The sequence below is a fragment of the Pseudoalteromonas sp. MMG006 genome, assembly GCF_018101025.1.
In the GTDB taxonomy this organism is placed as follows: domain Bacteria; phylum Pseudomonadota; class Gammaproteobacteria; order Enterobacterales; family Alteromonadaceae; genus Pseudoalteromonas.
On record NZ_JAGJEJ010000003.1, the window covers coordinates 166,765 to 192,214 of the forward strand.

Genomic DNA, 25,450 nt, shown 5'->3' on the forward strand with positions numbered 1-25,450 from the left:
AGATGATTACTTTTGGCAGTTTGAACAAAAAACGGTACTACGCTGCCCAAGCCTTATTTCTTCCAGCTCATTACCACATGTTAAACAGGGCTTTCCTTTTCGCCCATACACTAATAACTCTTGTGCAAAATAGCCTGGCTTACCATCACTTTGCGCAAAGTCTTTAAGGGTTGTGCCGCCTTGAGTTATGGCGGCAGCAAGCGTGTCTTTTATTATAGGGATAAGCGCTTGATAGCGTTTAAGGGAAACCTTCCCAGCTTCGCGCTTTGGATGTATCCCAGCTTTAAACAATGACTCGTTAGCGTAAATATTTCCTACTCCAACAACCACAGCGTTATCCATAATAAACTGTTTAACGGGTACTTTTTTATTGCGTGACTGCTCGTACACCCGCTTTGCAAAAAAATCATCAGTAAGAGGCTCAGGCCCAAGCTTAGAGAGCAACTTATGTACTTCACCAGGCTCTTGCCATAAGCAGCAACCAAATCGGCGTGGATCGTTTAAGCGCAGCGCCTTATTATTTCCAAACACAAATTCTACATGGTCGTGCTTTTTTAAAGGCTCGCTTTTATCTACAACCCGCAAATTGCCCGACATACCTAAATGTAAAATAGTGCTCCCAAGCTCACAGTGCAGTAATAAATACTTTGCACGGCGCTCAATACTAGTAACAGTTAACCCTTCTAGCTGGTAAACATCATCAGGGACTGGCCAGCGCATACTGGCATTATAAATATTGACCTTAGTTACAACCTGGTTTTTTATATGGGGGGTGATCCCCATACGGCTCACTTCTACCTCTGGTAATTCAGGCATTAATTAGACTCACTTTGTGAAAAATCAAAACTTGGAAACAACTGCTGTGCAGTACTTAAATCAAGAGCGAGTATTCGCTGGCTATTTTTTTCTAGCAAATAATATTGCCCTGCTCCTTTATATAGCAAGTAAACCCAAGGAAGACTCTCTCCCGCAAGCTCAAAGGTGGCAACATATAAAGGTGAATTAGGATTAAAAACTACTGACTCATTAACACCCATCAACTGCGCATTTTGCCAATAGTTAACTAAATCTTTAAGTTGCTGCTCAGTTGCCAGCCAAATAAGCGGGGCATCTTTTTGTAGTGGTGTTGTACGCCAGCTAGTACCTATACGTTCAATCTTTTGATCAACAAACTTAAGTGTTAATACAAAACTTTGCTTAGGAAGCACTGCTTGTAATGCTGGTTTATCCTCCCCTCCCAAAAATTGCTTATGCCAGCCATTTAAAAAGAAGATCATAATCAACATTGAAAAAATTATAACGTTGTTCCACCCTTTACGGCCCAGTCGCATATTTGTACACTCAGTAAATTCAAGATTTTAAAGTGTAACTAAAACTTAATTGCACTGTCTATATGTTAAAGGCCGCAGACTTTGTTAGAATATCGGCAAATTTAAAGGAGTTCCGTCAATGTCTATGTATGTAGTGGGCCATAAAATCCCAGATTCAGATTCTATTTGTGGTGCAATTGCACTGGCTTATTTAAAAAACCAAATTGATGAGCCGGCAATACCAACTCGTCTTGGTGAAGTTTCACCAGAAACTCAATTTATCCTTGATAAATTTGGCTTCGAAGCACCTGAGCTTAAATTAAGCTACGCGGGCGAAGATGTGTATATTGTGGATCACACAGAAAAAACACAAGCACCTGATGATATCGACCAAGCCCGTGTTGTTGGCGTGGTAGATCACCATAAATTAGGTGATTTAACATCATCTACTCCGCTTGAATGTTGGATCCGTCCTGTGGGCTGTTCAAACACGATTATTAAAATGATGTACGATTTTTACAGCGTAGAAATCCCTAAGGACATCGCAGGTATTATGATGTGTGCAATTTTAAGCGACACCGTAATATTTAAATCGCCTACATGTACCACTGCCGATATTAAATGTGTTGAAGCACTTGCTGAAATTGCGGGTGTTGAAGACTTTAAAGAACTAGGCATGGATATGTTCCGCGTTAAGTCTGCAGTAGAAGATACACCTGCACGTGACTTAGTTATGCGTGACTTTAAAGATTTCAACATGAACGGTAACCTAGTAGGTATTGGCCAACTAGAAGTAATCGACCTTGCTGTGTTTGACGATATTAAAGCTGACCTTGAAGCTGATATTGCAAAACTTAAAACTGAAGGTAATCGTCACTCTGTATTTTTACTGCTTACCGATATCATGAAAGAAGGCTCACAAATGCTCATTGTATCTGACGATGCAAACCTAGTTGAGCAGGCTTACGGCGTAAAACCAGAAAATGATAAAGTGTGGTTAGATGGTGTATTAAGCCGTAAAAAGCAAGTAGTACCACCACTACAAGATGCGTTTGCTAAAGCTTAATAGCTTAAATAAATAACGCTAAAAAGCCGATATTGCATATGCATTATCGGCTTCTTTGTTTTTAAAGCTGTGCAATCTAAGCGCCATGAGCAACTATTCTCTGTTAAATATAACTACAAATCCGCTGTACACATTGAGAAATATTACATGCCACCTACACAGCGCGACATTAAAACTATAATAATAATTGTATATCAGTAATAATCCCTATAATAATAGTATACAAATATGGGTCACTTGTTATGTTAAGCTTTTGGTACAAAAATATTCCACAGTACCCTAAAGATCACAAAAACTTTTGGCGCACTCGCTTAATTGCCCACTCTTTACTCATTACAACTAGCTATTTTTTAATATTAACTTTGCTTAATCTCTTTTATTTTGCAAGTTACGAACTCGCGCTTATTGATGCTTTTGGCCTATTTGTATCGCTGGGAATTTATATTTGGTTTAATAAAACTGCCAATGTAAATATAGCGGCTTGGGCAGTCACATTTATGGTTGTTAGCTTGATTTTAATGTTTGTGATTTCTGTTCGAGGCCATGCCTATTCTTTATTTTGGGCTACGCTTATTCCGCCATTCACATTCTTTTTAGTGGGCAGAAATTGGGGGAGTATATTTAGTGCAGTCGCTTTTGGTGTTTGTGTATACCTGGTTTACTTACAACAGCAGCAAACCATAACAATTGGCTTAGGCTCTTTATTTAACCTTATTGAAGTAAGCCTTGCACATATTTTAATTTTTAGGTTTTATGAAAAAACCCGCTTTTCAGCATACCAACATTTAGCAACGCGTAATATAGAAGTGCAACACTTAGCTGAAACAGACAAATTAACAGGGCTGTATAATAGACAAAAATTTGATTCTGAATTATTGCGGTTAATTGCTAAAGATGAAGATGTACAAAGCACAAATTATCTACTGATATGCGATATAGATCACTTTAAAAAAGTTAATGACACATACGGACACCTAGTCGGTGATCGTGTACTTAGCGAGTTTGCTAATATACTAAAAGATAAGCTACCACCTAACACATTAATAGCTAGGTGGGGTGGTGAAGAGTTTACTGTTATTTTAACAGGCGAGTCACTTGCTGATGTAACAACACAGGCTAATCAATTAAAAAAGTATATTAAGGAAAACCCTGTAGCAAACATTCCAATAACAATTAGTATTGGCGTAACCCACATTAAGTTTGGCAGCACCGTACTTAGTACTTTAGAACAAGCCGATAAAGCACTTTACACGGCTAAAAAGAATGGCCGAAACTTAGTGTATATAAGCGATAATAATAAAATTAGCGCTTACCAAGACTCTATAAAACAACCAAATAAAAGCAATGTTAATGCTTAAGCATATTGCCCTGCAGCAAATCCACAGCTCCACGCATATTGAAAGTTGTAGCCCCCAAGCCAGCCCGTAACATCGGTTACTTCACCTATAAAATATAAGCCTTTCGCTTTTTTAGCTTCAAAGGTTTTAGAGCTAAGCTCGTCGGTATCAACGCCGCCCAAAGTTACCTCAGCCGTACGATAACCCTCTGTGCCATTAGGTTTAATTTGCCATGCGTGAATATAATTTACCAGCTCATCTATTTGAGTATGGGTAAGCTGATTAATATTACAATCAGGAATGGCTTTGCTGTCGTGTAGTATTTCTATAAAGCGTTTGGGTAAAATAGTCGCCAAGCTATTTTTTAATGACTTTTGAGGTTGTGTTTCTCGCCAATCAGCCAGTTGCTGTTTTAAATCGAGCTCAGGAAGTAAGTTTATGGTTACTGCCTGCCCTGCTCGCCAAAATGAGCTTATTTGCAATATGGCAGGCCCCGACAAACCACGGTGAGTAAATAAGATATTTTCTTTAAATATAGTGCCATCTTCGCTGGAAACTTCACACGATATACTAATGCCTGATAGCCCTTCAAAGCGCTCTTTATCGTATTGATGCAAAGTAAATGGCACAAGCGCCGCCATGGTAGGTAGTACTTTTAGGCCAAACTGATCTGCAATTTTGTAGCCTATGGGTGAAGCGCCAAGCTTGGGCATTGTTAAACCGCCCGATGCAATAACTAACGACTCGCATGTTAAGGTTTCTTGCTCTGTGGTTACGCTATAGCCAGAGTCAGTTTTAGTAACACTTAACACTTCGCTACGTAATTTAATATTAACACCCGCCCACTCGCACTCGGTTAATAGTATATCGACAATATCCTGCGCGCTGTTATCGCAAAAAAGCTGGCCTAAGGTTTTGTGGTGATAAGCTAAGCCATGACGGTCCACCAGCTCAATAAAATCATGTTGTGTGTAGCGGCTTAAGCACGATTTAACAAAATGAGAATTGCCGCATAAGTAGTTCTCTGGGCTGGCATTTTCGTTAGTAAAATTACAACGCCCCCCACCACTTATTAAAATTTTACGACCTGGCTTTTTCCCCATATCAAGTACTGTAACGCTTCGGCCCCGGTAGCCTGCTTGCGCAGCACACATTAACCCTGCAGCCCCAGCGCCTATTACAATTACATCTACTTGATTCATTACTTTGCCCTGCTAAAAAATTTGTTCGATTATAGCAAAGTTTCGTTAAACACCTTGAATAGAATTTATTATTGGAAATATAGCAACAAATGTAATCATAGTTAATTATGCCTTTTCAATAAAACGGCGAAAAATCAATACTAAATGCGTATTTTGTTATTTAATCACAAATACTATCAGACGGAAAAAGCGCGAATAACCTAAGTTATAACCAAATGAAATAGGTACATAAGTAATTAGTATTTTAAATAGGTTAACAGATCATTTACCTTTGTTTCTGTTTCGCAATCATTGATTACGAATTTACTAATAACAACTAGGGATAATTATGACAACAAGTAATAACTTTAAAAAATGTGCTATTGCACTTACGGTAAGTACGCTGTTTGCTGCTACCTCAAGCATGGCTCAACCTGTCTCAACCTCAATGGCAGAAACATCAGCAAAACTACAGACCCAAGCTGGTCTTGAAACTCAGTTCATTATTAAATACAAAGACAATAATAACGAGATGGCGAGTATTTCTAGTGCAAATGCAAGCCCTTCTAATATGAAAAAACGTGCGCAAAGCTTTGTAAAAACTTTCGCATCTAAAAAAGGGAAAGTAAAAGCAGAGTATATTCGTGCTATGGCACTTAACAACCATCACGTTATGCGTGCAGATAAAAAACTAAGCGCTGAAGAAGCACAAGAGTTTATGCAAGAAATGGTGGCTTCTGGCAATGTTGAATACATTGAAGTGGATCAAATGTTAAAGCCGTTTGCAACTCCTAACGACCCTCGCTATGGCGACCAATGGCACTACTACGAGCAAGCAGGTGGTTTAAATTTACCGACGGCTTGGGATACAGCAACAGGAGCTGGCGTAGTAGTTGCAGTACTTGATACTGGCTACCGACCGCATGCAGACTTAAACGCTAACATTTTACCTGGTTACGATATGATCTCTAACCTGTCGGTAGCAAATGATGGCGGCGGTCGTGATAGTGATGCGCGCGATCCTGGTGATGCAGTTGCGGCAAACGAATGTGGCAATAACGCAGCGCAAGGCTCTAGCTGGCATGGAACTCACGTTGCAGGTACCGTTGCTGCTGTTACTAACAATGGCGAAGGTGTAGCCGGTGTTGCTTACGATGCCAAAGTAGTCCCGGTACGTGTGCTTGGTAAGTGTGGTGGTTTAACATCAGATATTGCTGATGGTATTATTTGGGCATCGGGTGGAAGTGTCTCTGGTGTTCCGGCAAACTCAAACCCAGCTGATGTAATCAACATGAGCTTAGGTGGTAGCGGCTCATGTAGTTCTACTACTCAAAATGCGATTAATACAGCACGTAGTAATGGTACTGTGGTCGTTATTGCTGCAGGTAATGATAACGATAATTCAGCAAACTACAATCCTGGCAACTGTAGCGGTGTAGTAAACGTGGCATCGGTTGGTCGTAACGGCGGACGTGCATACTACTCAAACTACGGTAGTAATATTGATGTTGCCGCACCAGGTGGCGCGCAAAACTTTGCAAACGACTCTGAAGGTGTTCTATCGACTTACAACTCAGGCTCTTCTACACCGTCAAGCGATAGCTATGCTTTCTCTCAGGGCACATCAATGGCAGCCCCTCATGTTGCCGGTGTAGCTGCACTCATAAAACAGGCCAAGCCAAGTGCCACCCCTGATGAAATAGAAAATATTTTAAAATCAACTACTCGCTCATTCTCAGCAACATGTACTAGTTGTGGTACGGGCATTGTTGATGCCGCAGCAGCAGTTGCTGCAGCAAGTGGCGATACGACTCCTCCTACTGGCGGCGATAATGAACTTGTTAGCGGTGAGGCTAAGACAGGCTTGAGTGGCTCAGCAAGCTCAGAAACATTTTACACAATGACCGTTCCAAGTGGCGCAACTAACGTCACGTTCACTATGAATGGTGGCACAGGCGATGCTGATTTATATGTACGTGCTGGTAGTCAGCCAACCACTACTAGTTATGATTGTCGTCCATATGAAGGCGGTAATAGCGAAGAGTGTTCAATCGATAGCCCTGCAGCAGGTACATACCATGTGATGCTTCGTGGCTACTCGGCATACTCAGGCGTAAGTTTAGTCGGTAATATTACGGGTGGTTCTACTGGTGGCGGTTCAAGCTCGCCTGAAGCTGGTGGCGGTACAATAAGCGACGTTAGTGCGACTGCTGGTAACTGGAAACATTACACGTTAGATGTACCAGCAGGTATGAGTACGTTTACTGTAACAACTTCTGGCGGAAGCGGTGATGCCGATTTATTTGTTAAATACGGCAGCCAGCCTACAGACTCTAGCTACGATTGCCGTCCGTATAAAAATGGAAATGCTGAAACATGTACGTTTAGCAATCCACAAGCGGGTACTTGGCATTTAAGTGTTAAAGCTTACAGCACCTTCTCTGGCTTGACGCTTAGCGGACAATATCAACCATAGTATTCCCTTTCCTTGGGAGAAAAGGCCGAGCTAACTAGCTCGGCCTTTTTGTTTGTGCTCAAATTATAGAAACAAAAAACCCAGCATAAGCTGGGTTTTTACATTCTGAAAGAAAACTAAAATTACTTGATTTTAGCTTCTTTGAAAATCACATGTTTACGAGCCTTAGGATCGAACTTTTTGATTTCCATTTTTTCAGGCATGTTACGCTTGTTTTTGTCGGTAGTGTAGAAGAAACCAGTACCAGCAGTTGAAACTAAACGGATTTTATCGCGCATAATTCAATACCTTAAACTTTTTCGCCGCGAGCACGGATTTCTGTAAGAACCGCGTCGATGCCTTTTTTATCGATAATACGCATACCTTTAGTAGTAGTGCGTAATGTTACAAAACGTTTTTCACTTTCAACCCAAAAACGGTGTGTTTGTAGGTTAGGTAGGAAACGACGTCTAGTCGCGTTTCTCGCGTGTGAACGGTGATTACCAACCGCTGGACGCTTACCTGTAACTTGACATACTTTAGACATGTCTATATATCTCCAATAACTTCGCTCGAGCTTAATTTAACCTAAGGCCATGTATTTGTGCCCTAGATAAATCGAAGGGCGCTCTTTATACAGCTTTTACAGGCAAAGATCAAATACTGATCTATCCAACCAGCTCATATGTAAATTTGATAGCGGCTAATTATAAAGATCGAATGCCCTTAGGGAAAGTAAAAACTGCATTTAAATTAAACTATTTTGCTAAAACCCCCCAAACCGCTCATTTTTAACACACTTCTTCATCAAGCAACATTAAATAAGACCTCTTTGCGCAAACGAAACACAGGTTTCACCGCCAACAATGATGTGATCAAGCACACTTATGTCGACCAATTGCAGTGCTTGTTGCAATTTATTCGTAATAAGTTTGTCAGCTTGGCTTGGCTCTGCAATTCCACTTGGGTGATTATGGGCAAAAATAACTGCGGCTGCATTATTTTTAAGTGCCGCTTTAACGACTTCTCTTGGGTAAACACTGGCCGAATTAATTGTTCCATAAAAAAGCACCTCATCTTTGAGTAGCCTATTTTGACTATCGAGATATAGCACCATAAAAACTTCCTGCTGCAAACCGCGCATTTGAATTGTGAGGTAGTCGTATACTGAGTCTGGAGAATTAAATACAGCACCTCGCTGACAGCGCTCCTGCATATAACGTTGACTTAGTTCAAGCACCGCTTGTAATTGTACATATTTAGCAGTACCAAGACCTTTTTGAGCACAAAACTCCTCTTGGCTGGCATTAAATAAATTATGTAACGTCTGATTTTCATTAAGCAGGTGTTGAGCCAACTCAATTACATTCATTCCTGGTAACCCTGTGCGTAAAAAGATAGCCAGTAACTCGGCATCACTTAGCGCTTTAGCTCCTTTTGCAATAAGTTTTTCGCGTGGGCGCAGTGAATTTGGTAGCGATGTTAATTGCATTATTCATCCTTGAGGAGCCAAAGTGTCTTTTAACTGTAATGCAAATTTTAAAATTAGCTCGATTATTTCAAATTAAAAACTTAGCTGTACGGGTCAAGATTTGTTATTTTAGCCACAACATTAAATAAGACTGATGAACAACCATGATTAACTTAACAAACAAAAAAATTGTACTTGGCATTAGCGGTGGTATTGCAGCTTACAAATGTGCAGAGCTCGTTAGGCGCTTAAAAGACGCAGGTTGTGAAGTAAAAGTAGTCATGAGCGAATCAGCTAAACATTTTATAACGCCACTGACCATGCAAGCAGTAAGTGGCGAAATCGTGTCTGATTCATTACTTGACCCATCAGCAGAGGCTGCAATGGGGCATATTGAATTTGCAAAGTGGGCAGACCTTATTTTGGTCGCACCTGCGACAAGCAACATTATTGCTAAAATGGCGGCTGGTATTGCAGATGACTTACTCACCACACTACTACTTGCCACCCCTGCAAAAGTAGCCGTCGCACCTGCAATGAACCAACAAATGTACGCACACCCAGCTACACAAGCAAATTTAGCCACCTTAAAAGCCCGTAACGTGCTTATTTGGGGGCCAGGTAAAGGTGAACAAGCATGTGGCGATGTAGGCGCAGGGCGCATGCTAGAGCCTCACGAATTAGTTGCACTTTGTACAGCTAAAGAACAGCCACAAATACTCGCAGGTAAAACAATAACAATTACTGCAGGCCCAACAAGAGAGCCTCTTGATCCAGTGCGTTTTATATCAAACCACAGTTCAGGAAAAATGGGCTACGCTCTTGCACAAGCCGCATTAGAGCTTGGTGCTAAGGTTAATTTAATTTCAGGCCCGGTAACTATTAAAGCCCCTACCGGCGCTAATTTAATAAACATAGAAAGTGCTGAGCAACTTTTAAATGAGTCATTAACCTATGCCGTACATTCTGATGCTTTTATTGGCTGCGCCGCCGTAGCTGATTACAGAGCAGCGAATGTCGCTACTCAAAAAATGAAAAAACAGGGCGATGAGCTCACCCTTACACTTATTAAAAACCCCGATGTTATTGCTGCAGTTGCAAGCTTAGAGCAAGGCCGCCCTTACACTGTAGGCTTTGCAGCCGAAACTCAAAATGTAGAGAGCTACGCAAAGGGTAAACTTAAAAATAAAAACTTAGATATGATTTGCGCGAATGACGTATCAAAAAGTGGCTTGGGATTTAACTCTGATCATAATGCTTTAACATTATACTGGCACAATGAAAGCGTAGAATTACCAGCAACGAGTAAAACGCAAATCGCACATCAAGTGATCGAACAGCTCGCTAAACATCTATAAAAATGCTGGAAACAAACTGAATAAAACATTAACATAAGCGACTCATTTGAACAAAAAATGACTGGCCCCAGCTAAGAATAACTAATAAAAAAGGAAGGTTCATGCCTGCGACAAAAAGAAGTAATCGCAAAGAGCAGATACTGCAAGCACTCGCACAAATGTTAGAAACCAGCCCAGGACAACGAATTACCACAGCAAAGCTCGCTGCTGAAGTAGGCGTTTCTGAAGCAGCGCTTTACCGACACTTCCCTAGTAAAGCACGTATGTTTGAAGGCCTAATTGAGTTTATTGAAGACACACTTTTGTCGCGCATTAACCTTATTTTAGAAAACGAAAAAGAAAGCCAGACACGTATTTACAATATTTTATTATTACTCCTCACTTTTGCTGAAAAAAATCCGGGCATTACTCGCATATTAACCGGCGATGCATTACAAGGGGAACAAGAGCGCCTGCGTGAACGTGTACAAGGTTTGTTTGAAAAACTAGAAACTCAGTTTAAACAAGTACTACGCGAGCGAAAACTGCGCGAAGGCAAAACCTTTCAAAGCGATGAGCTAACACTTGCTAACTTTTTGCTTGCGTACGTTGAGGGCAAAATGAATCAATTTGTACGAAGCGACTTTAAAGCAAAGCCAAGTGTACAATTTGAAAAACAATGGCCCGAATTACAAAAAATCTGGCTTTAGTTTTACTAAATTAAACACAAAAAAACGACCTACGGGTCGTTTTGTCGTATGGAGCTGCCATTTATCTGATCCGCTCGAATTGTGAGCCAAACTCGTTACAATGAAATAATGTCACAATACGAGAACCTATAATGAAAAAAAAGCTCACTTTACTAAGTTCAGCACTTGTTGCTAGCTTAGCCAGCACTGGTATTTACGCAAAAGAGTCACTGCAATTTAAAGATGTATTTGATTTTAAATCGGCTAAAAACACGCAGCTATCTGACGATGGCCGTATACTTACTTTTAGTGCAACGCCATATAGAGGTAATGCTACCGGCGAAGTTTATTCACTTCAAAATAATAAACTTATTGCACAAGTAGAACGCGGCACAAAGCCCTACATCAACAAGACCGCAAATTGGGTAGCCTTTACTCAAATACCTACACTCCTTGAAAAAGAAACCACAAAGAAAAAAGAAACGCTAAAAAATAACTTAATACTCGTTAATACTCAAACAGCTGAGCAGCAAAGTTTTAATGATGTAAAAGATTATAAATTATCTGATGACGGCACTTGGCTTGCCTATCGGCTAAATAAAAAAGACGATGAGCCAAAGGTAGAGCAAAGCGATAATGAAGATAAAGATAAAAGTGCTATAACGCCTGATAAAAAAGATAAGACCTATCCGCTCGTTATTGTTAATTTGGCCGATAAACGCAGCCACACTATAGATAACGTATTTAGCTACGCCATTAACTCTATGGGTAATCAACTACTCGTTAGCCAAAGCTACAGCGACGGTAATGATAACCAAGTTGCACTTGTTGAGTTAAATAACTTTACTATTAGCGCACTAATTGATGAGCCCGGTGTTATTGCTAATACCATAGCGTGGCACCCTACAAAAAATATTGCTGCATTTACATTGGGCAATTATGTAAATGATGATACTCGCCGTCGAACTTATAGCTTGCAGCTATATAAAAATGAGCAGCTATCAACAATAGATTCACCAAATAAAGAGTGGGTTATTGGTAAAACGGCATCGCTAGTGTGGTCAGAAAACGGCGAACGCTTATATTTTGAAAACCACCCTAAGCTTGCAGTTAAAGTAAAAGATAAAGAATACACAGATGAAGCCTCACTTTACGACTTTGCCACAATTCGTGAGCATAAAGGGCTGAATGTTTGGCATAACAACGATGCACAAATAAAGCCACGCGAAGAGCAACAGTGGAATGCAGTTAATAAAAACCGCCATTACAGTGCGGTATATCATGTTAACTCGCAAAAAGTTGTGCAGCTTAGTAACGAAACAATGCCAGAGCTTGCACTTAATTCTGAGCGAAGTGAATCGCTACTGGGCTCATCTAATATTCCTTACTTAGAAAAAATAATGTACGGAGGCTTCTTTGCTGATTACTTTGCTGTAAATATAAGTACAGGTAAACAAACACCAATTATTAGTAACTCTCCTTTTAGGCCAAGCCTTGCACCTAGCGGTGAATTTGCAGCTTACTTTAGTGATAGCCAAATACAGCTAAAAGATTTAAAAAATAATAAAGTAACCGCGCTTACCAAAGCCATTCAGGCAACTTTTGCTGACGATAAACACGACTACCCTTCTACACAACCTGGGTATGGTTTTGCCGGTTGGATGAACGACAGCAGTAAAGTGCTCGCCTATAGCAAATATGATATTTGGGCATTTGATGTAAACACTCAACAGGCTGAGCGTTTAACCAATGGCAAGCAAAGTAATACTCAATACCGAGTTATTAAACTTGATAAAAACCAAGTCGGCTTTGAACAAAACGATACATTACTCGTATCCGCTATCAATTTACAAACAAAGCAAAGTGAAGTTGCTAAACTCAATTTAAGCTCAAATACAATTACCAACGTTCTTAATGGCCAAAAGCGCTTTGATATTGTAAAAAAAGCAAAACATGCTGATAAATATCTATTTACTGAGCAAAGCTACCGCCAATACCCTGATTACTACCAAACTGATTTTAGCTTTTCAGCGCCTAAAAAGGTGACTAACTTAAACCCACAAACAGCTGATTTTGCATGGGGCGAAAAGCCAGAGCTAATAAGCTATAAAGGCTTTGATGGCGAAGACTTACAAGGGGTATTAATCAAACCTGCAGGCTATAAAAAAGGTGATAAAGTACCGGTTGTTGTGTACTTTTACCGCTATATGAGCCAGCGCATGTATGATTTTCCTAAAATGGAGCTAAACCATCGTCCAAACTTCCCTATGTTTACCTCAAACGGTTACGCTGTATTTTTACCTGATATTCGCTTTGAAATAGGCCACCCGGGTAAATCGTCAACGCAGACCATGATTAACGCCACCCAAAAATTAATAGACCTAGGCATTGCCGATCCAGACAAAATAGGCCTGCAAGGGCATTCGTGGGCGGGTTATCAAAGTGCATTTATGATCACTCAAACAGATATGTTTAAAGCGGTTGTATCCGGTGCGCCAGTATCAAATATGACCAGTGCTTACAGTGGCATACGTTTAAAGTCGGGCCTTGCTCGTCAATTTCAATATGAAACAGGGCAAAGCCGTATAGGTAAAAACTTATTTGAAGCACCCGAGCTATACATAGAAAACTCACCAGTATTTTTTGCTGATAAAGTAAATACCCCTATTTTAATTATGTTTGGCGATAAAGACGATGCAGTGCCGTGGCACGAAGGCGTACAGTACTACTTAGCACTAAGAAGAGCAGGTAAAGACGCTACCTTTTTACAATACGAAGGCGAACCACATCACCTGAAAAAACTTCCTAATCAGGTCGATTTTTCAATACGTATGATGCAGTACTTTGATCATTACTTAAAAGGCAAACCAGCTGCAAAGTGGATGAAAGAAGGCGAACCATTCATTGAAGAGTAAATAATAGCAATCTGCAATAAGACTTAATCAATTTGAGAGATTTAATCTATCGCTAACTACGTTAAAAATTTCTCATTTACGACTGCATGGATGCAGAAGGTAGAGCAATGCAGGAGCAATTGCCGAGAACAACTAAATAACGAAATTTTTGCCTTGTTACCGACACGATTTTCTTACCTAAAATAGATCACTTAATTAAGTTGATTGGTAAAAAACACACTAAAAAGCCGATATTGCATGAGCAATATCGGCTTTTAATATTTTGGCAATAAAAAACCGCGTACTAAACGCGGCTTTTAAAATAGTTTATTAAAGTCCTGCGCGGTCTTTAATTACAGCAATAAGAGGTGAACCAGCATGATTGCCTTCAGCCCACGAAATATCAGCACCATCAGAAAGCGAGCTCTTAGATAGGTTTTTAACTATATATTCGCCGGCATGAACTGCATTACTAGCTACTGCATGGCGAAGTAAGTTATTACCATTACACTGTATTGCATCATAAATATTACGGATTTTTACGCGAGAGCTTTTAAGCTTACTGCGTAATCGGTTCTTATCATCAGCAGCAATGTACTCACAAATAGATACCGCTAATTGATCTTCAGCCTTTACTGGTGCTGTATACGAAAACGAACTTACAGCTACAACAGCAGTAAGAACAGCTAGCTTTGGTAATTTAAACATGACAAACCCTTTATGGTACTTTTTTCTTATATAGACTGTTTAATATTGTACCAACACACTAAAATTTACGCAATAATGTTAACGTTTTTTGTATAAAGTTACGAATTTATAACTAGATTTATTCTTCTCATCTGGAAGGTTTTGAATCTCTTCTTCAACATTCCAGTTAGCCACTTTATTATAATCAGGAAACTGAGTATCCCCTTTTACATCTAAGTCTATAAAGGTTAAATACAAGCGTTCAGCTTTTTCTAAAAACTGCTGATAAATATTTCCGCCGCCAATAATCATTACTTCTTCAACGTCACTAACTAGGTTCAATGCAGCCTCTGGCGTAGTTACTGTTTCAATATCTGGTGCACTGTAGTCATTATTACGGGTAATAATAATATTACGACGACCTGGTAAAGGACGCCCAATTGACTCAAATGTTTTGCGCCCCATGATCACAGGTTTACCTGTTGTCACTTTTTTAAAATGCTGTAAATCCGCTGGCAAATGCCATGGCATTTTATTGTCGAGGCCAATTACACGATTGTTTGCCATTGCAGCGATCATAGAAATTATCATATTAAATACCTAGTACTTTATTCTTAAACAAAGAAAAAGGAGCATAAGCTCCTTTTTAGTAAATTCAGTTTTATTAACGCTCGTAGACAACTTCTACGTCGTAATCATCCTCATCCCAGTCATCCCAATCATCATCGTCGCCTTTACCTTTGGTGGCTTTTTCATGATAGGTATCCCACTTAAATTCAACTTCTTCATCTTCAACCTGTACAAATTTCTCTTTAGGCATACTATCTAGAAGCGTCATGATGTCGTGAATTAATGGTTGAGTATGTAGCTTATTAATTGCTGAAATATTATAAATATTTTCAGTTTCACCTAGCTCTTCTGCAATAGCTGTACACAACGCTTTTGCTTCGTCTTCTGGTAGCAAGTCAATCTTATTAAATACTAACCAGCGCGGCTTCTCAGCAAGTTTAGGGCTGTATTGGTGCAATTCGTTAATAATGGCAAATGCATTATCTACAGGGTTAGAACCATCTACCGGCATTACATCAATAATATGCAATAACACACGACAACGCTCTAAATGCTTTAAGAAACGAATCCCTAAGCCAGCACCATCAGATGCCCCCTCAATTAACCCAGGTATATCAGCTATAACAAATGATTTATTTGCTTCTGGGCGCACAACACCTAAATTAGGAATAAGCGTCGTAAATGGATAATCAGCTACTTTAGGGCGCGCTGCCGATACACTACGAATAAACGTAGATTTACCCGCATTTGGCAAGCCAAGTAAGCCTACATCAGCTAATAGTAGTAACTCTAATTTTAAGTTACGTACTTCACCCGGTGTACCTAATGTTTTTTGACGAGGTGCTCGGTTAGTACTTGATTTAAAACGTGCATTCCCCAAGCCGTGGAAACCACCTTTTGCAACCAAAATTCTTTGACCATGTTGAGTTAAATCACCTAGCCCCTCTTGTGTATCAACATCCATGATACGTGTACCAACAGGTACCATAACAAATAAATCATCGGCTTTTTTACCTGTACAGTTGCGGCTTCGACCGTTAGTACCACGTTCAGCTCTGTGAAAGCGTTCAAACTGATAATCAATTAGGGTATTCAAGTTTTCATCAGCTTGTAGATAAACACTACCACCGTCTCCACCGTCACCACCATCAGGTCCACCATCGGGTACATATTTTTCACGACGGAAAGACACAATGCCGCTGCCACCGTCTCCAGCTTCTGCACGGATTTCTACTTCATCTACAAACTTCATGATTACTCACTTTAGGGATTGGCTTGTTTAATAACTCTATTATATACCCAAGCCAACGCAAATGCAGGCTTGGGTATATATTTGACTGGACTACAAAACAAAAAACCCCGCAAAGGCGGGGTTTTTAACTACCTTACTGATTACTCAGCTACGATAGTTACGTATTTACGGTTTAAAGGACCTTTTTGTTCAAATTGAACTTTACCATCTGCTTTTGCGAAGATAGTGTGGTCTTTACCGATACCTACGTTTGCGCCAGGGTGGAAACGAGTTCCACGTTGACGAACAATGATGCTACCCGCTAGAACTGATTCGCCACCAAAACGCTTAACACCTAGGCGTTTGCTTTCTGAATCGCGACCGTTACGAGTACTACCAGCTGCTTTTTTATGTGCCATTTCTAAGTACCTCTAATTAAGCGCTAATGCCAGTGATTTTAACTTCAGTGAACCATTGACGATGGCCCATTTGCTTACGAGAATGCTTACGGCGTCTAAATTTAACAACCTTAATCTTCTCACCGCGACCATGTGAAACAACCTCAGCTGTTACTTTACCACCGTTTACGAACGGTACACCGATCTCGATTTTCTCACCATCAGCAACTAAAAGTACTGAATCAAATTCTACTGCCGCACCAGTTTCAACGTCTAATTTTTCAAGACGAATCGTTTGACCTTCAGTCACACGATGCTGTTTACCACCACTTTGGAAAACCGCGTACATAATTAACTCCGTCTGTGCGCCCTCAAATCGACGCAACTAAAATATTCTTCGATAGGGCGCGAAGTTTACGCTAACGCGAAATAACTAGCAAGCCTATTTTGTAATTAAAATGAATAAAAAGTAGCTGCATTGAGAGCAATTCAATATTTCCCCCATTTTATATTAATTAGGCCTTTTGCCAAGCGCTTTTTAGCCCTTGTTTAAAATTATTTTTAGTAGGCAAACAACCCGCCAACAGTACAATAACTAGTCGTAACTGATACTGCGACCTGGTTATCAATTAAACAGTTATCTTCGCTAATTCAGTCTTAATTAAGTACTTTAATAGTGTTTTTTCAATCAATCGTCACAAAATATCGAGCTAGTGCGTTTTTTGTTGTACAATCTGCGCCGTTCACACATAAAAATTGGCTCGGAGATCAATGGATATAAAAGCTATCCAGGCGTTAATCGAAAGCGATATGAATGACGTCAATCAACTTATACATGCGCAAATGCGCTCAGATGTGGCGTTAGTTAACCAACTTGGTTTATACATTGTAAACAGCGGCGGTAAGCGCGTGCGTCCGATGCTGGCTATATTAGCTGCCAGAGCGTTAGGCTATCAGGGCAAAGATCATATTACGCTTGCAACAATTGTTGAGTTTATTCATACCGCAACGCTGTTACACGATGACGTTGTAGATGAGTCTAACTTACGCCGTGGCACACCTACAGCAAACGCTGAATTTGGCAATGCTGCCAGCGTACTTGTGGGTGACTTTATTTACACTCGCTCTTTTCAGCTAATGGTTGGGCTTGGTAAAATGCAAGTTATGCAAGTCCTCGCGGATGCAACTAACATTATTGCTGAGGGCGAAGTACTGCAATTAATGAACTGCAACGACCCCGACACCACTGAAGCTAGCTACATGCAGGTTATTTATTCTAAAACAGCTAAGTTATTTGAAGCGGCTACAGGCCTAGCTGCAATTATTACCGAGCAGGATAAATCAACACTTGAAGCACTTAATTTATACGGTATGCATTTAGGTACCGCTTTTCAGCTTGTTGATGACGTACTTGATTACAATGCAGATGCTGATCAATTAGGTAAAAATATAGGTGATGATTTAGCCGAAGGTAAGCCAACTTTGCCACTTATATATGCAATGCAGCATGGCAATGCACATCAAACACAGTTAATTCGTGATGCTATTGAACACAGTAATGGTATGGAGCATTTAGAGGAAATTTTATCTACGCTCAAACAAACTAATGCGCTTGAGTTTACAATGCAAAAAGCAGAGCTTGAAGCCGATAAAGCGATTGCTTGTTTGGACTTTTTACCTGAATCTGAATATAAACAAGCATTAGTTAGCTTAGCCCGCATTGCCGTTGACCGCGATCATTAATCTTAGCTAACCTCTTAATATAGATTAAGAGTAAATAAACCTCGAGCTACAAAAAAGCCTGCAAATGCAGGCTTTTTTAATACTCAATTTGCTATTACGCCATGAAATCAACACCTTCTTTGATGTCTTTTTTCAGTGTTTCAAGCATATCGTTTTTAGCTTTTTCTTCAAATGCGCTTAGCTCGCCGTAAGAAAGAATTTCTTCTACGCCGTTTTTACCTAAACGTACTGGGTGAGCAAAGTACTCTGCATCGCCATTTTCAACAGCAACATATGCGTAATCTACAACGTCTTCACCTTGTAGGCCTTTAACTAAAGACATACAAAAACGTGCAGCAGCAGCACCCATAGATAATGTAGCAGAACCACCACCCGCTTTAGCATTTACAACCTCAGTACCTGCGTTTTGGATACGTGGAGTAAGTGCAGCAACTTCTTCATCTGTAAAGCTTACGCCTTCAACTTGAGAAAGTAGAGGAAGAATAGTTGTGCCTGAGTGACCGCCAATTACTGGTACTTTAACAGTTGCTACGTCTACGCCTTTAAGTTCAGCAACAAATGCTTCTGAACGAATCACGTCAAGTGTAGTAATACCAAATACACGTTTAGCGTCGTAAGTACCTGCTTTTTTAAATACTTCAGCAACAATTGGCACAGTGCCGTTTACTGGGTTTGTAATAATACCTACAAACGCTTTAGGACAGCTTGCAACAATGCCTTCAGCTAATGTTTTGATGATGCCGGCATTTACGTTGAATAAATCCGCACGATCCATACCTGGTTTACGTGGCATACCCGCTGGGATAAGTACGATATCAGAACCTTCAAGCGCTTTATTTAAATCGTCTGCGCCAAAGCCTGCAACTTTTACATCTGTTGGGATGTGAGAAAGATCAACAGCAACACCTGGTACTACTGGTGCAACATCGTAAAGTGATAATTCAGAACCAGCTGGTAAGCCTGTTTTTAATAATAAAGACAACGCTTGACCGATACCGCCTGCAGCACCTAATACAGCAACTTTCATTGGAATTCTCCGTAATTTGAGGTAGGAAATATTTGTGGCTCTTAAGATAATGAAATTAGCGACTAAAAACAAATTTATCCTGCTTATTTCAGGTATATTTTCGACCATAGTTGTAAACATTGCTCGTTTATCGCATCAAACTGGCAAGTTAACTAAACAACTGCTGCATAATTATTCATTTTTGTGTAGAATTTGCATTATAAATAACAAAAATGAATAAAGACTATGCAACCACAAGATAAACAAGAAGCGTTGGTTAAAGCGTTTAAATCCCTTTTAAAAGAAGAAAATTTTGGCTCTCAAGGCGAAATAGTCGATGCTCTAAAAGAACAAGGCTTTGACAACATAAGCCAAAGTAAAGTGTCGCGTATGTTAGGCAAGTTTGGCGCTGTACGCACACGTAACGCAAAGCAAGAAATGGTTTACTGCTTACCGGCCGAAATGGGTGTACCAACAGCTAAAAGCCCGCTGCGTCAGCTAGTAATTGATATTATGCATAATGAAATGATGATTATCATCACCACGAGTCCTGGGGCTGCACAATTAATTGCACGTTTGCTGGACTCATTAGGTAAAGCAGATGGTGTTTTAGGCACAATTGCAGGTGATGACACCATATTTATTGCGCCAGCAAAAATATCAGAAATAGACATTACGCTCGAGCGCGTCCGTATTTTATTTGATACGGTTTAAAGCTGCTTTAAAAACCCAATTGAGGGTGCAAAAAATGCAGAGCCCATATCGGCTTGAGTAAAATCGAGCCAATGGTCATAGCACTCTCCTTTCCCTAAACGACTCATAAGTACCTTTTCAAACGCACTACCCGATGCAGAGCAAGTGATACTTAGCATTCCTTGCTCATATACGTCGCCATACGGCATACTTTGGTTAAGTAATAGTGCATGACCATTTTCATCTTTTAATTCACTTCGCGTTGCATGGCTAGTGCTAATAGCGGGCTCAATGAGTGTATTATCTAAACGTGTACGCCCCATAATTTGCTCTTGCTCGCTCAGCGATAAATGCTGCCACACAGTTAAATCGTGCTTAAAACGCTGCACATGAATATAGCTGCCCTGATCTTCAAAGCTATTAGGTTTGTTAACCAGCGCCGTTGCACGCTTTTGCCTACCATGTGGTGTATCGCCTCCATAAATAAAACCGTTAAAGTCACGGCCATCTAAAAAGCGAAAGTTGCGAATTTGCTCCACTAACTCAACATCAGGGGCAAATAGTTTTAAAATTTGTAGTGCAAATAAATGGTTAACGTCTTCTCGGTCTGAGCGTATTTGAATAAATAAGTCACATGGCTGGGCACTCATAACAAAATCGCTATGGTTTATATTAGGAAAACTTTGTAGTTCGCTAGGGATATATTCAGGCAAAATATGCGGCCAATACTGGGCGCCAATAGCCACCATGCACGAAAGCATAGACTCCGAAAACTGATCGCTAAACTCCTCCTCAATAGCGCTAACTCGTTTGAGCTTTGCACGCAACGATTCGTCCTGAGCGTCAAATACATTAAAAAATAGGTGCAAACCATGTAAGTTTGCTTCAGCACAAATCCCAGACTGCGCTTGCGCCATTGTTATTCCTTAGCTTTTTATATAACACAGCGAATAACACATTGATTATGATTCGAAAAAATTCACCGTGTGGGGTTTTATTTTTATAATAACCTGTTCATTTTTCTCAAATGACTGGCCATATTGTGCAGCAACTTCAATCTCTTGTTCTGCAATTACAACACTATAAACATAAGCAGAGCCAATAAATCGACGACTTAAAATAATAATAGTTTGGCTGTTTTCATCGCAATTTTTACACACTAACTCTATTTGATGAGGGCGAATATACAATTGCCCATTTTTAGCTTTATGCGTATGCGCAACTTGCGATTTAACGACACCAAACGCCGTATTATATTCAGTTGCTGTTAATGCTTGTGCGTCTAAGTATATGCCCTGACCCAGAAACTCTGCAACCTCCTTCGACTTTGGCATAGCAAAAAGCGCTTCTGGTGAGCCCTGTTGAGCAATTTTACCTCGATGCATAATGGCAAGCGTGTCTGAAAAAGCAAAGGCCTCTTCCTTTGAGTGCGTAACGAATACAGCTGACACTTGCTGCGTTTTAATAATGCGACGGATATCAGCAATTAGCTCAAAACGCACTTGTGTATCAATATTAGAAAAAGGCTCATCGAGCAATAATAAACTCGGTTTATAAGCCAGTGCCCGCGCTATAGCTACACGTTGCTGCTGCCCACCAGAGAGCTGATGTGGAAAACGTTTTGCACAACCGGTTAAGTGCACCAACTTAAGCATTTCTTCAACACGCGCGTGCTTTTGCTCTTTATTTGTTTTGTTTAGCCCAAACGCAATATTATCGGCCACTGTAAGGTGCGGAAACAACGCATAATCTTGAAACATCATTCCTATATTACGATGCTCTGGTGAGACAAACGACTTCTCGTCGCTTACAAGCTTACCATCTATAAATATACTACCTTGATTAGTCTCAATTAACCCTGCAATTGCTTTTAATGTTGTTGTTTTGCCACAACCACTGGCGCCAAGTAAGCATACTATTTCGTCCTTACCCACCGTTAGATCTAAATTATGCAGCACTTGCGTAGCACTGTAGTGATAGCTCACGCCTTGTAAAATTAAACTACTCATTTAACTGCGCTGCTCCATAGAACGGTTAATAAAATACAAAGGTATAAACCCAACAATAACAATAAATAATGCAGATATAGACGCAAGTTCTAATTGCTCATCACTCACGTACTGAAAAACATGTGTCGCTAAACTTTCAAAGTTAAAAGGTCGCAATAATAAAGCTGCTGGCAGTTCTTTCATGCATTCAATAAACACTAATAACGCAGCGGTCAGTAACCCTCTTCGTAGCAAAGGTAAATGCACTAAACGCAGTGTTTGCCCTAAGCTTTTACCCATAGATTGGCTGGCCATATCAAGCGAGGGGCTGATCCGTACAAAGCTTGACTCTATTGCACCATGAGCAATGGCATAAAAACGCACAACATAAGCGAGTATGATGGTTATAATACTGCCTGTAAGTAATAGCCCTATATCTAAGTTATAGGGCTCTAGCGCTGTATTAATAGCGTTTTCTAGTAAAGTAAGCGGCAGTAACACCGCAATTGCAAGCACAGTACCGGGTAGCGCATAACCTGTGCTTGCTAACCGACCTGGTATTAAAGGATATGTTTGTTTTGCTACGCGTTGATAAAACACCACAAAGATACTCAATATAATAGTTGCAACACTCACTATTGCAGCCACTTTTAAGCTTTGCCACGCGTAGCTAAAAAATTCGGCATTCCATGCCTTATCAAAGTATGTAATTGCATAACTTAAAAGCACAGCAATAGGAATAATAAACGCAAGGATTAAAATAGCACTACAAAATAATGTAGCTAACCATGCTGACTTACCTTTTAAAATATATAACGACTCACTATTAACACTTGATTGGCGCTCAAACACAGCTTGTTTGCGGCGACTAAAGCGCTCGGCCATTAATGCTAAAAATAGAAGTAGCAGCATGACACCCGATATTTTCGCAGCTGCTGTTAATGAGTAATAACCAAACCACGTATCGTAAACGGCAGTCGTTAATGTACTTACGGCAAAATAGCTAACGGTTGCAAAGTCAGCCATAGTTTCCATACTAATTAGTGCAAGCGCCGCGACTATAGCCCCGCGCGAAAGCACTAAACTCACCCTAAAAAAGCTTTGCCAAGAAGATAATCCCATTAATTGACTCGCTTGCACTAACTTAAATGACTGTTCACGAAGAGCCGTTTTAAAGATTAAAAACAAGTATGGATAAAGCACTAAAGCAATCATAACTATTGCCCCAGGCAAAGTACGTATATCAAAAAACCAATAATCGTTAGGAGATTGCCAGCTAAACCACTCTCTAAGGGCTATTTGAACGGGGCCTGCGTAATCAAGTAAGTCGGTATAAACATAAGCAATTATGTAGGTTGGCATGGCAAGAGGCAGCATAAGTGCCCATTCAAATTGCTTTTTACCAGGAAAGTGACAATACGCAGTGAGCCAACCAAGCGGCAGAGCAATAGCGCAGCTAAGTACACACACACCAAAAACAAGTAGTACCGTATTTAAAATATAATCCCACAGCACTGTATCCCAAAGGTGGGAAAATACCTCAGAGTCGCCTTGTAAGGATTCAAATAATAGGAAAAACAATGGGGCAGACAGCATTAAGCCTGTTGCCCACGCAAATAGCTGCCATTTCGACAGCTTAAATTTAGCATTCATTAAAGGTCGAATTTCACCTCATCAATTAGCTTAAGTGCTAACGGGCGATATTTACTAATTTCATCAAGAGGTAAACTATCTTCTTTGAAGCTTCCCCAAGAGGCAACCAAGCTTGATAATTCAACACCTAGTTTAACTGGGTACTCCATATTAACCGAGGCATACATATTTTGTGCTTTAGTGTCGGTCATATATTCTATAAGTTTTAGAGCATTATCCGGATTTTTAGCATACTTAGTAATAACCGCGCCCGACACATTTATATGCGAACCGCGATTGGTTTGATTTGGGAAATTAATATTAACAGACTCAGCCCATACTTTTTGTGCATCATCTTCTAACATTTTACCCAAGTAGTAGCTGTTACCCAGCGCTAAATTACACAGGCCTTCTTTAACCGCTTTTACTTGCGCGCGATCGTTACCTTGTGGTTTACGCGCTAAGTTAGCCTTAACAGCTTCTAACCAAGTTTTTGTATTTGCTTCCCCATGGTGTGCAATCATCGAAGCCACTAAACCCAAATTATACGGATGCTTACCAGAGCGTGTACAAATTTGTCCTTGGTATTTAGGATCTGCTAAATCTTCATAGCTCAGCTCAGGTAATGCCCCAAGTCGCTCTTTAGATGAATATACATTACGCACGCGCTTAGTAAGGGCAACCCACTGGCCGTCGCCATCGCGAAATGCAGCTGGGACATTAGTATCGATACGATCGCTTTTAATGGTTTGCGTTAACTTTAGGTCTTCGAGTTGTATAAGCGCACTAAAATTAGATGTTAATACTAAATCGGCTTTACTGTGCTTTCCTTCGCGCTTCACACGCTCAATTAGCCCTTTTTTAGCAAAAACAACGTTGGTTTTAATACCTGTTTGTTTTGTAAAATCGTTTAAAATTGGCTGGATTAAAAATGGCTGACGAAAAGAGTAAATATTAACCACATCGCTTGCCAAGGCTGGCATAGACGTAATTAACCCCAAACACAGTGCTAAAGCTTTCTTCATTACTTCACCTAAATAGCAATTATTATCAAAGAATTCTACCGCGACCAGCTAAAAAGTGCACACTTTAAATAAATGTAAATATTTAAATAACGCCCAAAAAGGAAATTGCGCGTAAGACATATCTCACGGATATGGCAGCTAATGAGTAAAAAACGTCATAAAAAAACAGAAACTCAAGATTAACATTATGTTTTAAATGGAATTTTCAAACTTTACGATTATGTGAAAGGGAGTTTAATGTAGTTTATATCCTACTTTACTTAGAGTTAGCCATTATAATTACTACATCAACCAAGCAGTGATGCTTATCGAGTAAAAGGAAATGGACTACTTACTCGAACAACCAATGATTAGGTTAATACGGACAACACGGAAATTAGGACAGGCTCAGGATGAGTATCGCAATGGATTGTTGCACAAAGGATAGTATCAGGATGGTACGAAAAGGAAGCAACTGAGGATTAAGTTGTTTAACAGGATGTAGGAATAAATGGACAGGCCTTTTTAGGTAACACAACGGATTGATTAACATATGGAAGCACAAGTATGTGCAGATAAGGACTGGTAATAGTTTTTACCATACAGGATGTTTAAGGATTTTAAGGAAATAGGCCCGGATAGCCTAAATTACATAGAACTAGAAAGTAATATAGTAATAAACATGGATTAGTGAATATTGGAGTTGATTAAGTTCAATTGCAGGATGCAGAAAATTAGAAGATTCCGCAAGCGCGCCT

General features: G+C 40.0%; 24 protein-coding genes. 8 read left to right on the forward strand and 16 right to left on the reverse strand.

Annotated elements, in window-relative coordinates; genetic code table 11:
* Positions 1-6 precede the first annotated feature (6 nt).
* On the reverse strand, positions 7-816 hold the full coding sequence (gene mutM, locus J8L73_RS04955; RefSeq protein WP_211015173.1) for a bifunctional DNA-formamidopyrimidine glycosylase/DNA-(apurinic or apyrimidinic site) lyase: 810 nt from the start codon (positions 814-816) through the stop codon (positions 7-9).
* Positions 816-1,331 carry a hypothetical protein gene (locus tag J8L73_RS04960; protein ID WP_210998831.1) on the reverse strand — a complete coding sequence of 172 codons (516 nt, stop codon included), beginning with the start codon at positions 1,329-1,331 and terminating at the stop codon, positions 816-818. Before J8L73_RS04960 ends, mutM begins: the two co-directional genes overlap by 1 nt.
* 118 nt (positions 1,332-1,449) lie before the next feature.
* Here J8L73_RS04960 and J8L73_RS04965 point away from each other — a divergent pair, with 118 nt between their 5' ends.
* Both J8L73_RS04965 and J8L73_RS04970 read left to right on the forward strand, forming a co-directional pair.
* A complete protein-coding gene (locus tag J8L73_RS04965) occupies positions 1,450-2,376 on the forward strand; it encodes a manganese-dependent inorganic pyrophosphatase (protein WP_210998830.1) in 927 nt (308 codons plus the stop codon).
* Positions 2,377-2,618: 242 nt separating this feature from the next.
* Complete coding sequence (locus J8L73_RS04970; RefSeq protein ID WP_211015175.1) at positions 2,619-3,734, forward strand: GGDEF domain-containing protein; 1,116 nt, start codon at positions 2,619-2,621, stop codon at positions 3,732-3,734.
* Here the strand turns inward: J8L73_RS04970 and J8L73_RS04975 are convergent.
* The gene (locus J8L73_RS04975) at positions 3,731-4,915 is read right to left on the reverse strand and encodes an NAD(P)/FAD-dependent oxidoreductase (RefSeq protein ID WP_211015176.1); all 1,185 of its coding nucleotides are present in this window, start codon (positions 4,913-4,915) and stop codon (positions 3,731-3,733) included. The two genes, J8L73_RS04970 and J8L73_RS04975, sit on opposite strands and share 4 nt — an antisense overlap.
* 328 nt (positions 4,916-5,243) lie before the next feature.
* Between J8L73_RS04975 and J8L73_RS04980 the strand changes: the two genes are divergently transcribed.
* Positions 5,244-7,370, forward strand: a complete 2,127-nt coding sequence (locus J8L73_RS04980) for a S8 family peptidase (protein WP_211015178.1) — start codon at positions 5,244-5,246, stop codon at positions 7,368-7,370.
* Positions 7,371-7,492: 122 nt separating this feature from the next.
* Here the strand turns inward: J8L73_RS04980 and rpmG are convergent, their stop codons facing one another.
* The 3 genes from rpmG to radC form a co-directional block, all read right to left on the reverse strand.
* A complete protein-coding gene (rpmG, locus tag J8L73_RS04985) occupies positions 7,493-7,648 on the reverse strand; it encodes a 50S ribosomal protein L33 (protein WP_004587947.1) in 156 nt (51 codons plus the stop codon).
* An 11-nt stretch (positions 7,649-7,659) separates the two neighbouring features.
* Positions 7,660-7,896 carry a 50S ribosomal protein L28 gene (gene rpmB / locus J8L73_RS04990; protein ID WP_006793236.1) on the reverse strand — a complete coding sequence of 79 codons (237 nt, stop codon included), beginning with the start codon at positions 7,894-7,896 and terminating at the stop codon, positions 7,660-7,662.
* 270 nt (positions 7,897-8,166) lie between these two features.
* Positions 8,167-8,841, reverse strand: a complete 675-nt coding sequence (radC, locus tag J8L73_RS04995; RefSeq protein WP_104643349.1) for a DNA repair protein RadC — start codon at positions 8,839-8,841, stop codon at positions 8,167-8,169.
* A gap of 143 nt (positions 8,842-8,984) precedes the next feature.
* On the opposite strand from radC, the gene coaBC reads away from it, so the two are divergent.
* The 3 genes from coaBC (at position 8,985) to J8L73_RS05010 (ending at position 13,761) form a co-directional block, all read left to right on the forward strand.
* Positions 8,985-10,178 carry a bifunctional phosphopantothenoylcysteine decarboxylase/phosphopantothenate--cysteine ligase CoaBC gene (gene coaBC, locus J8L73_RS05000; RefSeq protein WP_211015180.1) on the forward strand — a complete coding sequence of 398 codons (1,194 nt, stop codon included), beginning with the start codon at positions 8,985-8,987 and terminating at the stop codon, positions 10,176-10,178.
* Positions 10,179-10,279: 101 nt separating this feature from the next.
* The gene (gene slmA / locus J8L73_RS05005; protein ID WP_058549423.1) at positions 10,280-10,867 is read left to right on the forward strand and encodes a nucleoid occlusion factor SlmA; all 588 of its coding nucleotides are present in this window, start codon (positions 10,280-10,282) and stop codon (positions 10,865-10,867) included.
* Positions 10,868-10,998: 131 nt separating this feature from the next.
* On the forward strand, positions 10,999-13,761 hold the full coding sequence (locus J8L73_RS05010; RefSeq protein ID WP_211015182.1) for a prolyl oligopeptidase family serine peptidase: 2,763 nt from the start codon (positions 10,999-11,001) through the stop codon (positions 13,759-13,761).
* Positions 13,762-14,070: 309 nt separating this feature from the next.
* Here J8L73_RS05010 and J8L73_RS05015 read toward each other — a convergent pair whose 3' ends face one another.
* The 5 genes from J8L73_RS05015 to rplU form a co-directional block, all read right to left on the reverse strand.
* On the reverse strand, positions 14,071-14,448 hold the full coding sequence (locus J8L73_RS05015; RefSeq protein WP_210998823.1) for a DUF3718 domain-containing protein: 378 nt from the start codon (positions 14,446-14,448) through the stop codon (positions 14,071-14,073).
* A gap of 78 nt (positions 14,449-14,526) precedes the next feature.
* Positions 14,527-15,018 (reverse strand): type 3 dihydrofolate reductase, encoded by a 492-nt coding sequence (folA, locus tag J8L73_RS05020; RefSeq protein ID WP_210998822.1) that lies wholly within the window; start codon positions 15,016-15,018, stop codon positions 14,527-14,529.
* A gap of 73 nt (positions 15,019-15,091) precedes the next feature.
* Positions 15,092-16,249, reverse strand: coding sequence for an Obg family GTPase CgtA (cgtA, locus tag J8L73_RS05025; protein ID WP_210998821.1), 1,158 nt, complete (start codon positions 16,247-16,249; stop codon positions 15,092-15,094).
* 140 nt (positions 16,250-16,389) lie between these two features.
* Positions 16,390-16,647, reverse strand: a complete 258-nt coding sequence (rpmA, locus tag J8L73_RS05030) for a 50S ribosomal protein L27 (protein ID WP_008114963.1) — start codon at positions 16,645-16,647, stop codon at positions 16,390-16,392.
* A 16-nt stretch (positions 16,648-16,663) separates the two neighbouring features.
* The gene (gene rplU, locus J8L73_RS05035) at positions 16,664-16,975 is read right to left on the reverse strand and encodes a 50S ribosomal protein L21 (protein WP_004587921.1); all 312 of its coding nucleotides are present in this window, start codon (positions 16,973-16,975) and stop codon (positions 16,664-16,666) included.
* A gap of 422 nt (positions 16,976-17,397) precedes the next feature.
* Here rplU and ispB point away from each other — a divergent pair, with 422 nt between their 5' ends.
* A complete protein-coding gene (gene ispB, locus J8L73_RS05040) occupies positions 17,398-18,369 on the forward strand; it encodes an octaprenyl diphosphate synthase (protein WP_211015184.1) in 972 nt (323 codons plus the stop codon).
* A 94-nt stretch (positions 18,370-18,463) separates the two neighbouring features.
* Here ispB and mdh read toward each other — a convergent pair whose 3' ends face one another.
* The gene (mdh, locus tag J8L73_RS05045) at positions 18,464-19,396 is read right to left on the reverse strand and encodes a malate dehydrogenase (protein ID WP_058549417.1); all 933 of its coding nucleotides are present in this window, start codon (positions 19,394-19,396) and stop codon (positions 18,464-18,466) included.
* Positions 19,397-19,621: 225 nt separating this feature from the next.
* On the opposite strand from mdh, the gene argR reads away from it, so the two are divergent.
* Positions 19,622-20,089 (forward strand): transcriptional regulator ArgR, encoded by a 468-nt coding sequence (gene argR, locus J8L73_RS05050; protein ID WP_211015186.1) that lies wholly within the window; start codon positions 19,622-19,624, stop codon positions 20,087-20,089.
* On the opposite strand, the gene J8L73_RS05055 is transcribed toward argR, so the two are convergent.
* The 4 genes from J8L73_RS05055 to J8L73_RS05070 are packed head-to-tail and all read right to left on the reverse strand — an operon-like array spanning position 20,086 to position 24,713.
* Positions 20,086-20,985, reverse strand: a complete 900-nt coding sequence (locus J8L73_RS05055) for a Dyp-type peroxidase (RefSeq protein ID WP_211015188.1) — start codon at positions 20,983-20,985, stop codon at positions 20,086-20,088. The two genes, argR and J8L73_RS05055, sit on opposite strands and share 4 nt — an antisense overlap.
* Positions 20,986-21,030: 45 nt before the next feature.
* Positions 21,031-22,077, reverse strand: a complete 1,047-nt coding sequence (locus tag J8L73_RS05060; protein WP_211015190.1) for an ABC transporter ATP-binding protein — start codon at positions 22,075-22,077, stop codon at positions 21,031-21,033.
* Positions 22,078-23,709, reverse strand: coding sequence for an iron ABC transporter permease (locus J8L73_RS05065; RefSeq protein ID WP_211015192.1), 1,632 nt, complete (start codon positions 23,707-23,709; stop codon positions 22,078-22,080).
* Positions 23,709-24,713, reverse strand: a complete 1,005-nt coding sequence (locus tag J8L73_RS05070) for an extracellular solute-binding protein (protein ID WP_211015193.1) — start codon at positions 24,711-24,713, stop codon at positions 23,709-23,711. The genes J8L73_RS05065 and J8L73_RS05070 overlap by 1 nt, the downstream gene beginning before the upstream one ends.
* Between the last annotated feature and the right edge of the window lie 737 nt (positions 24,714-25,450).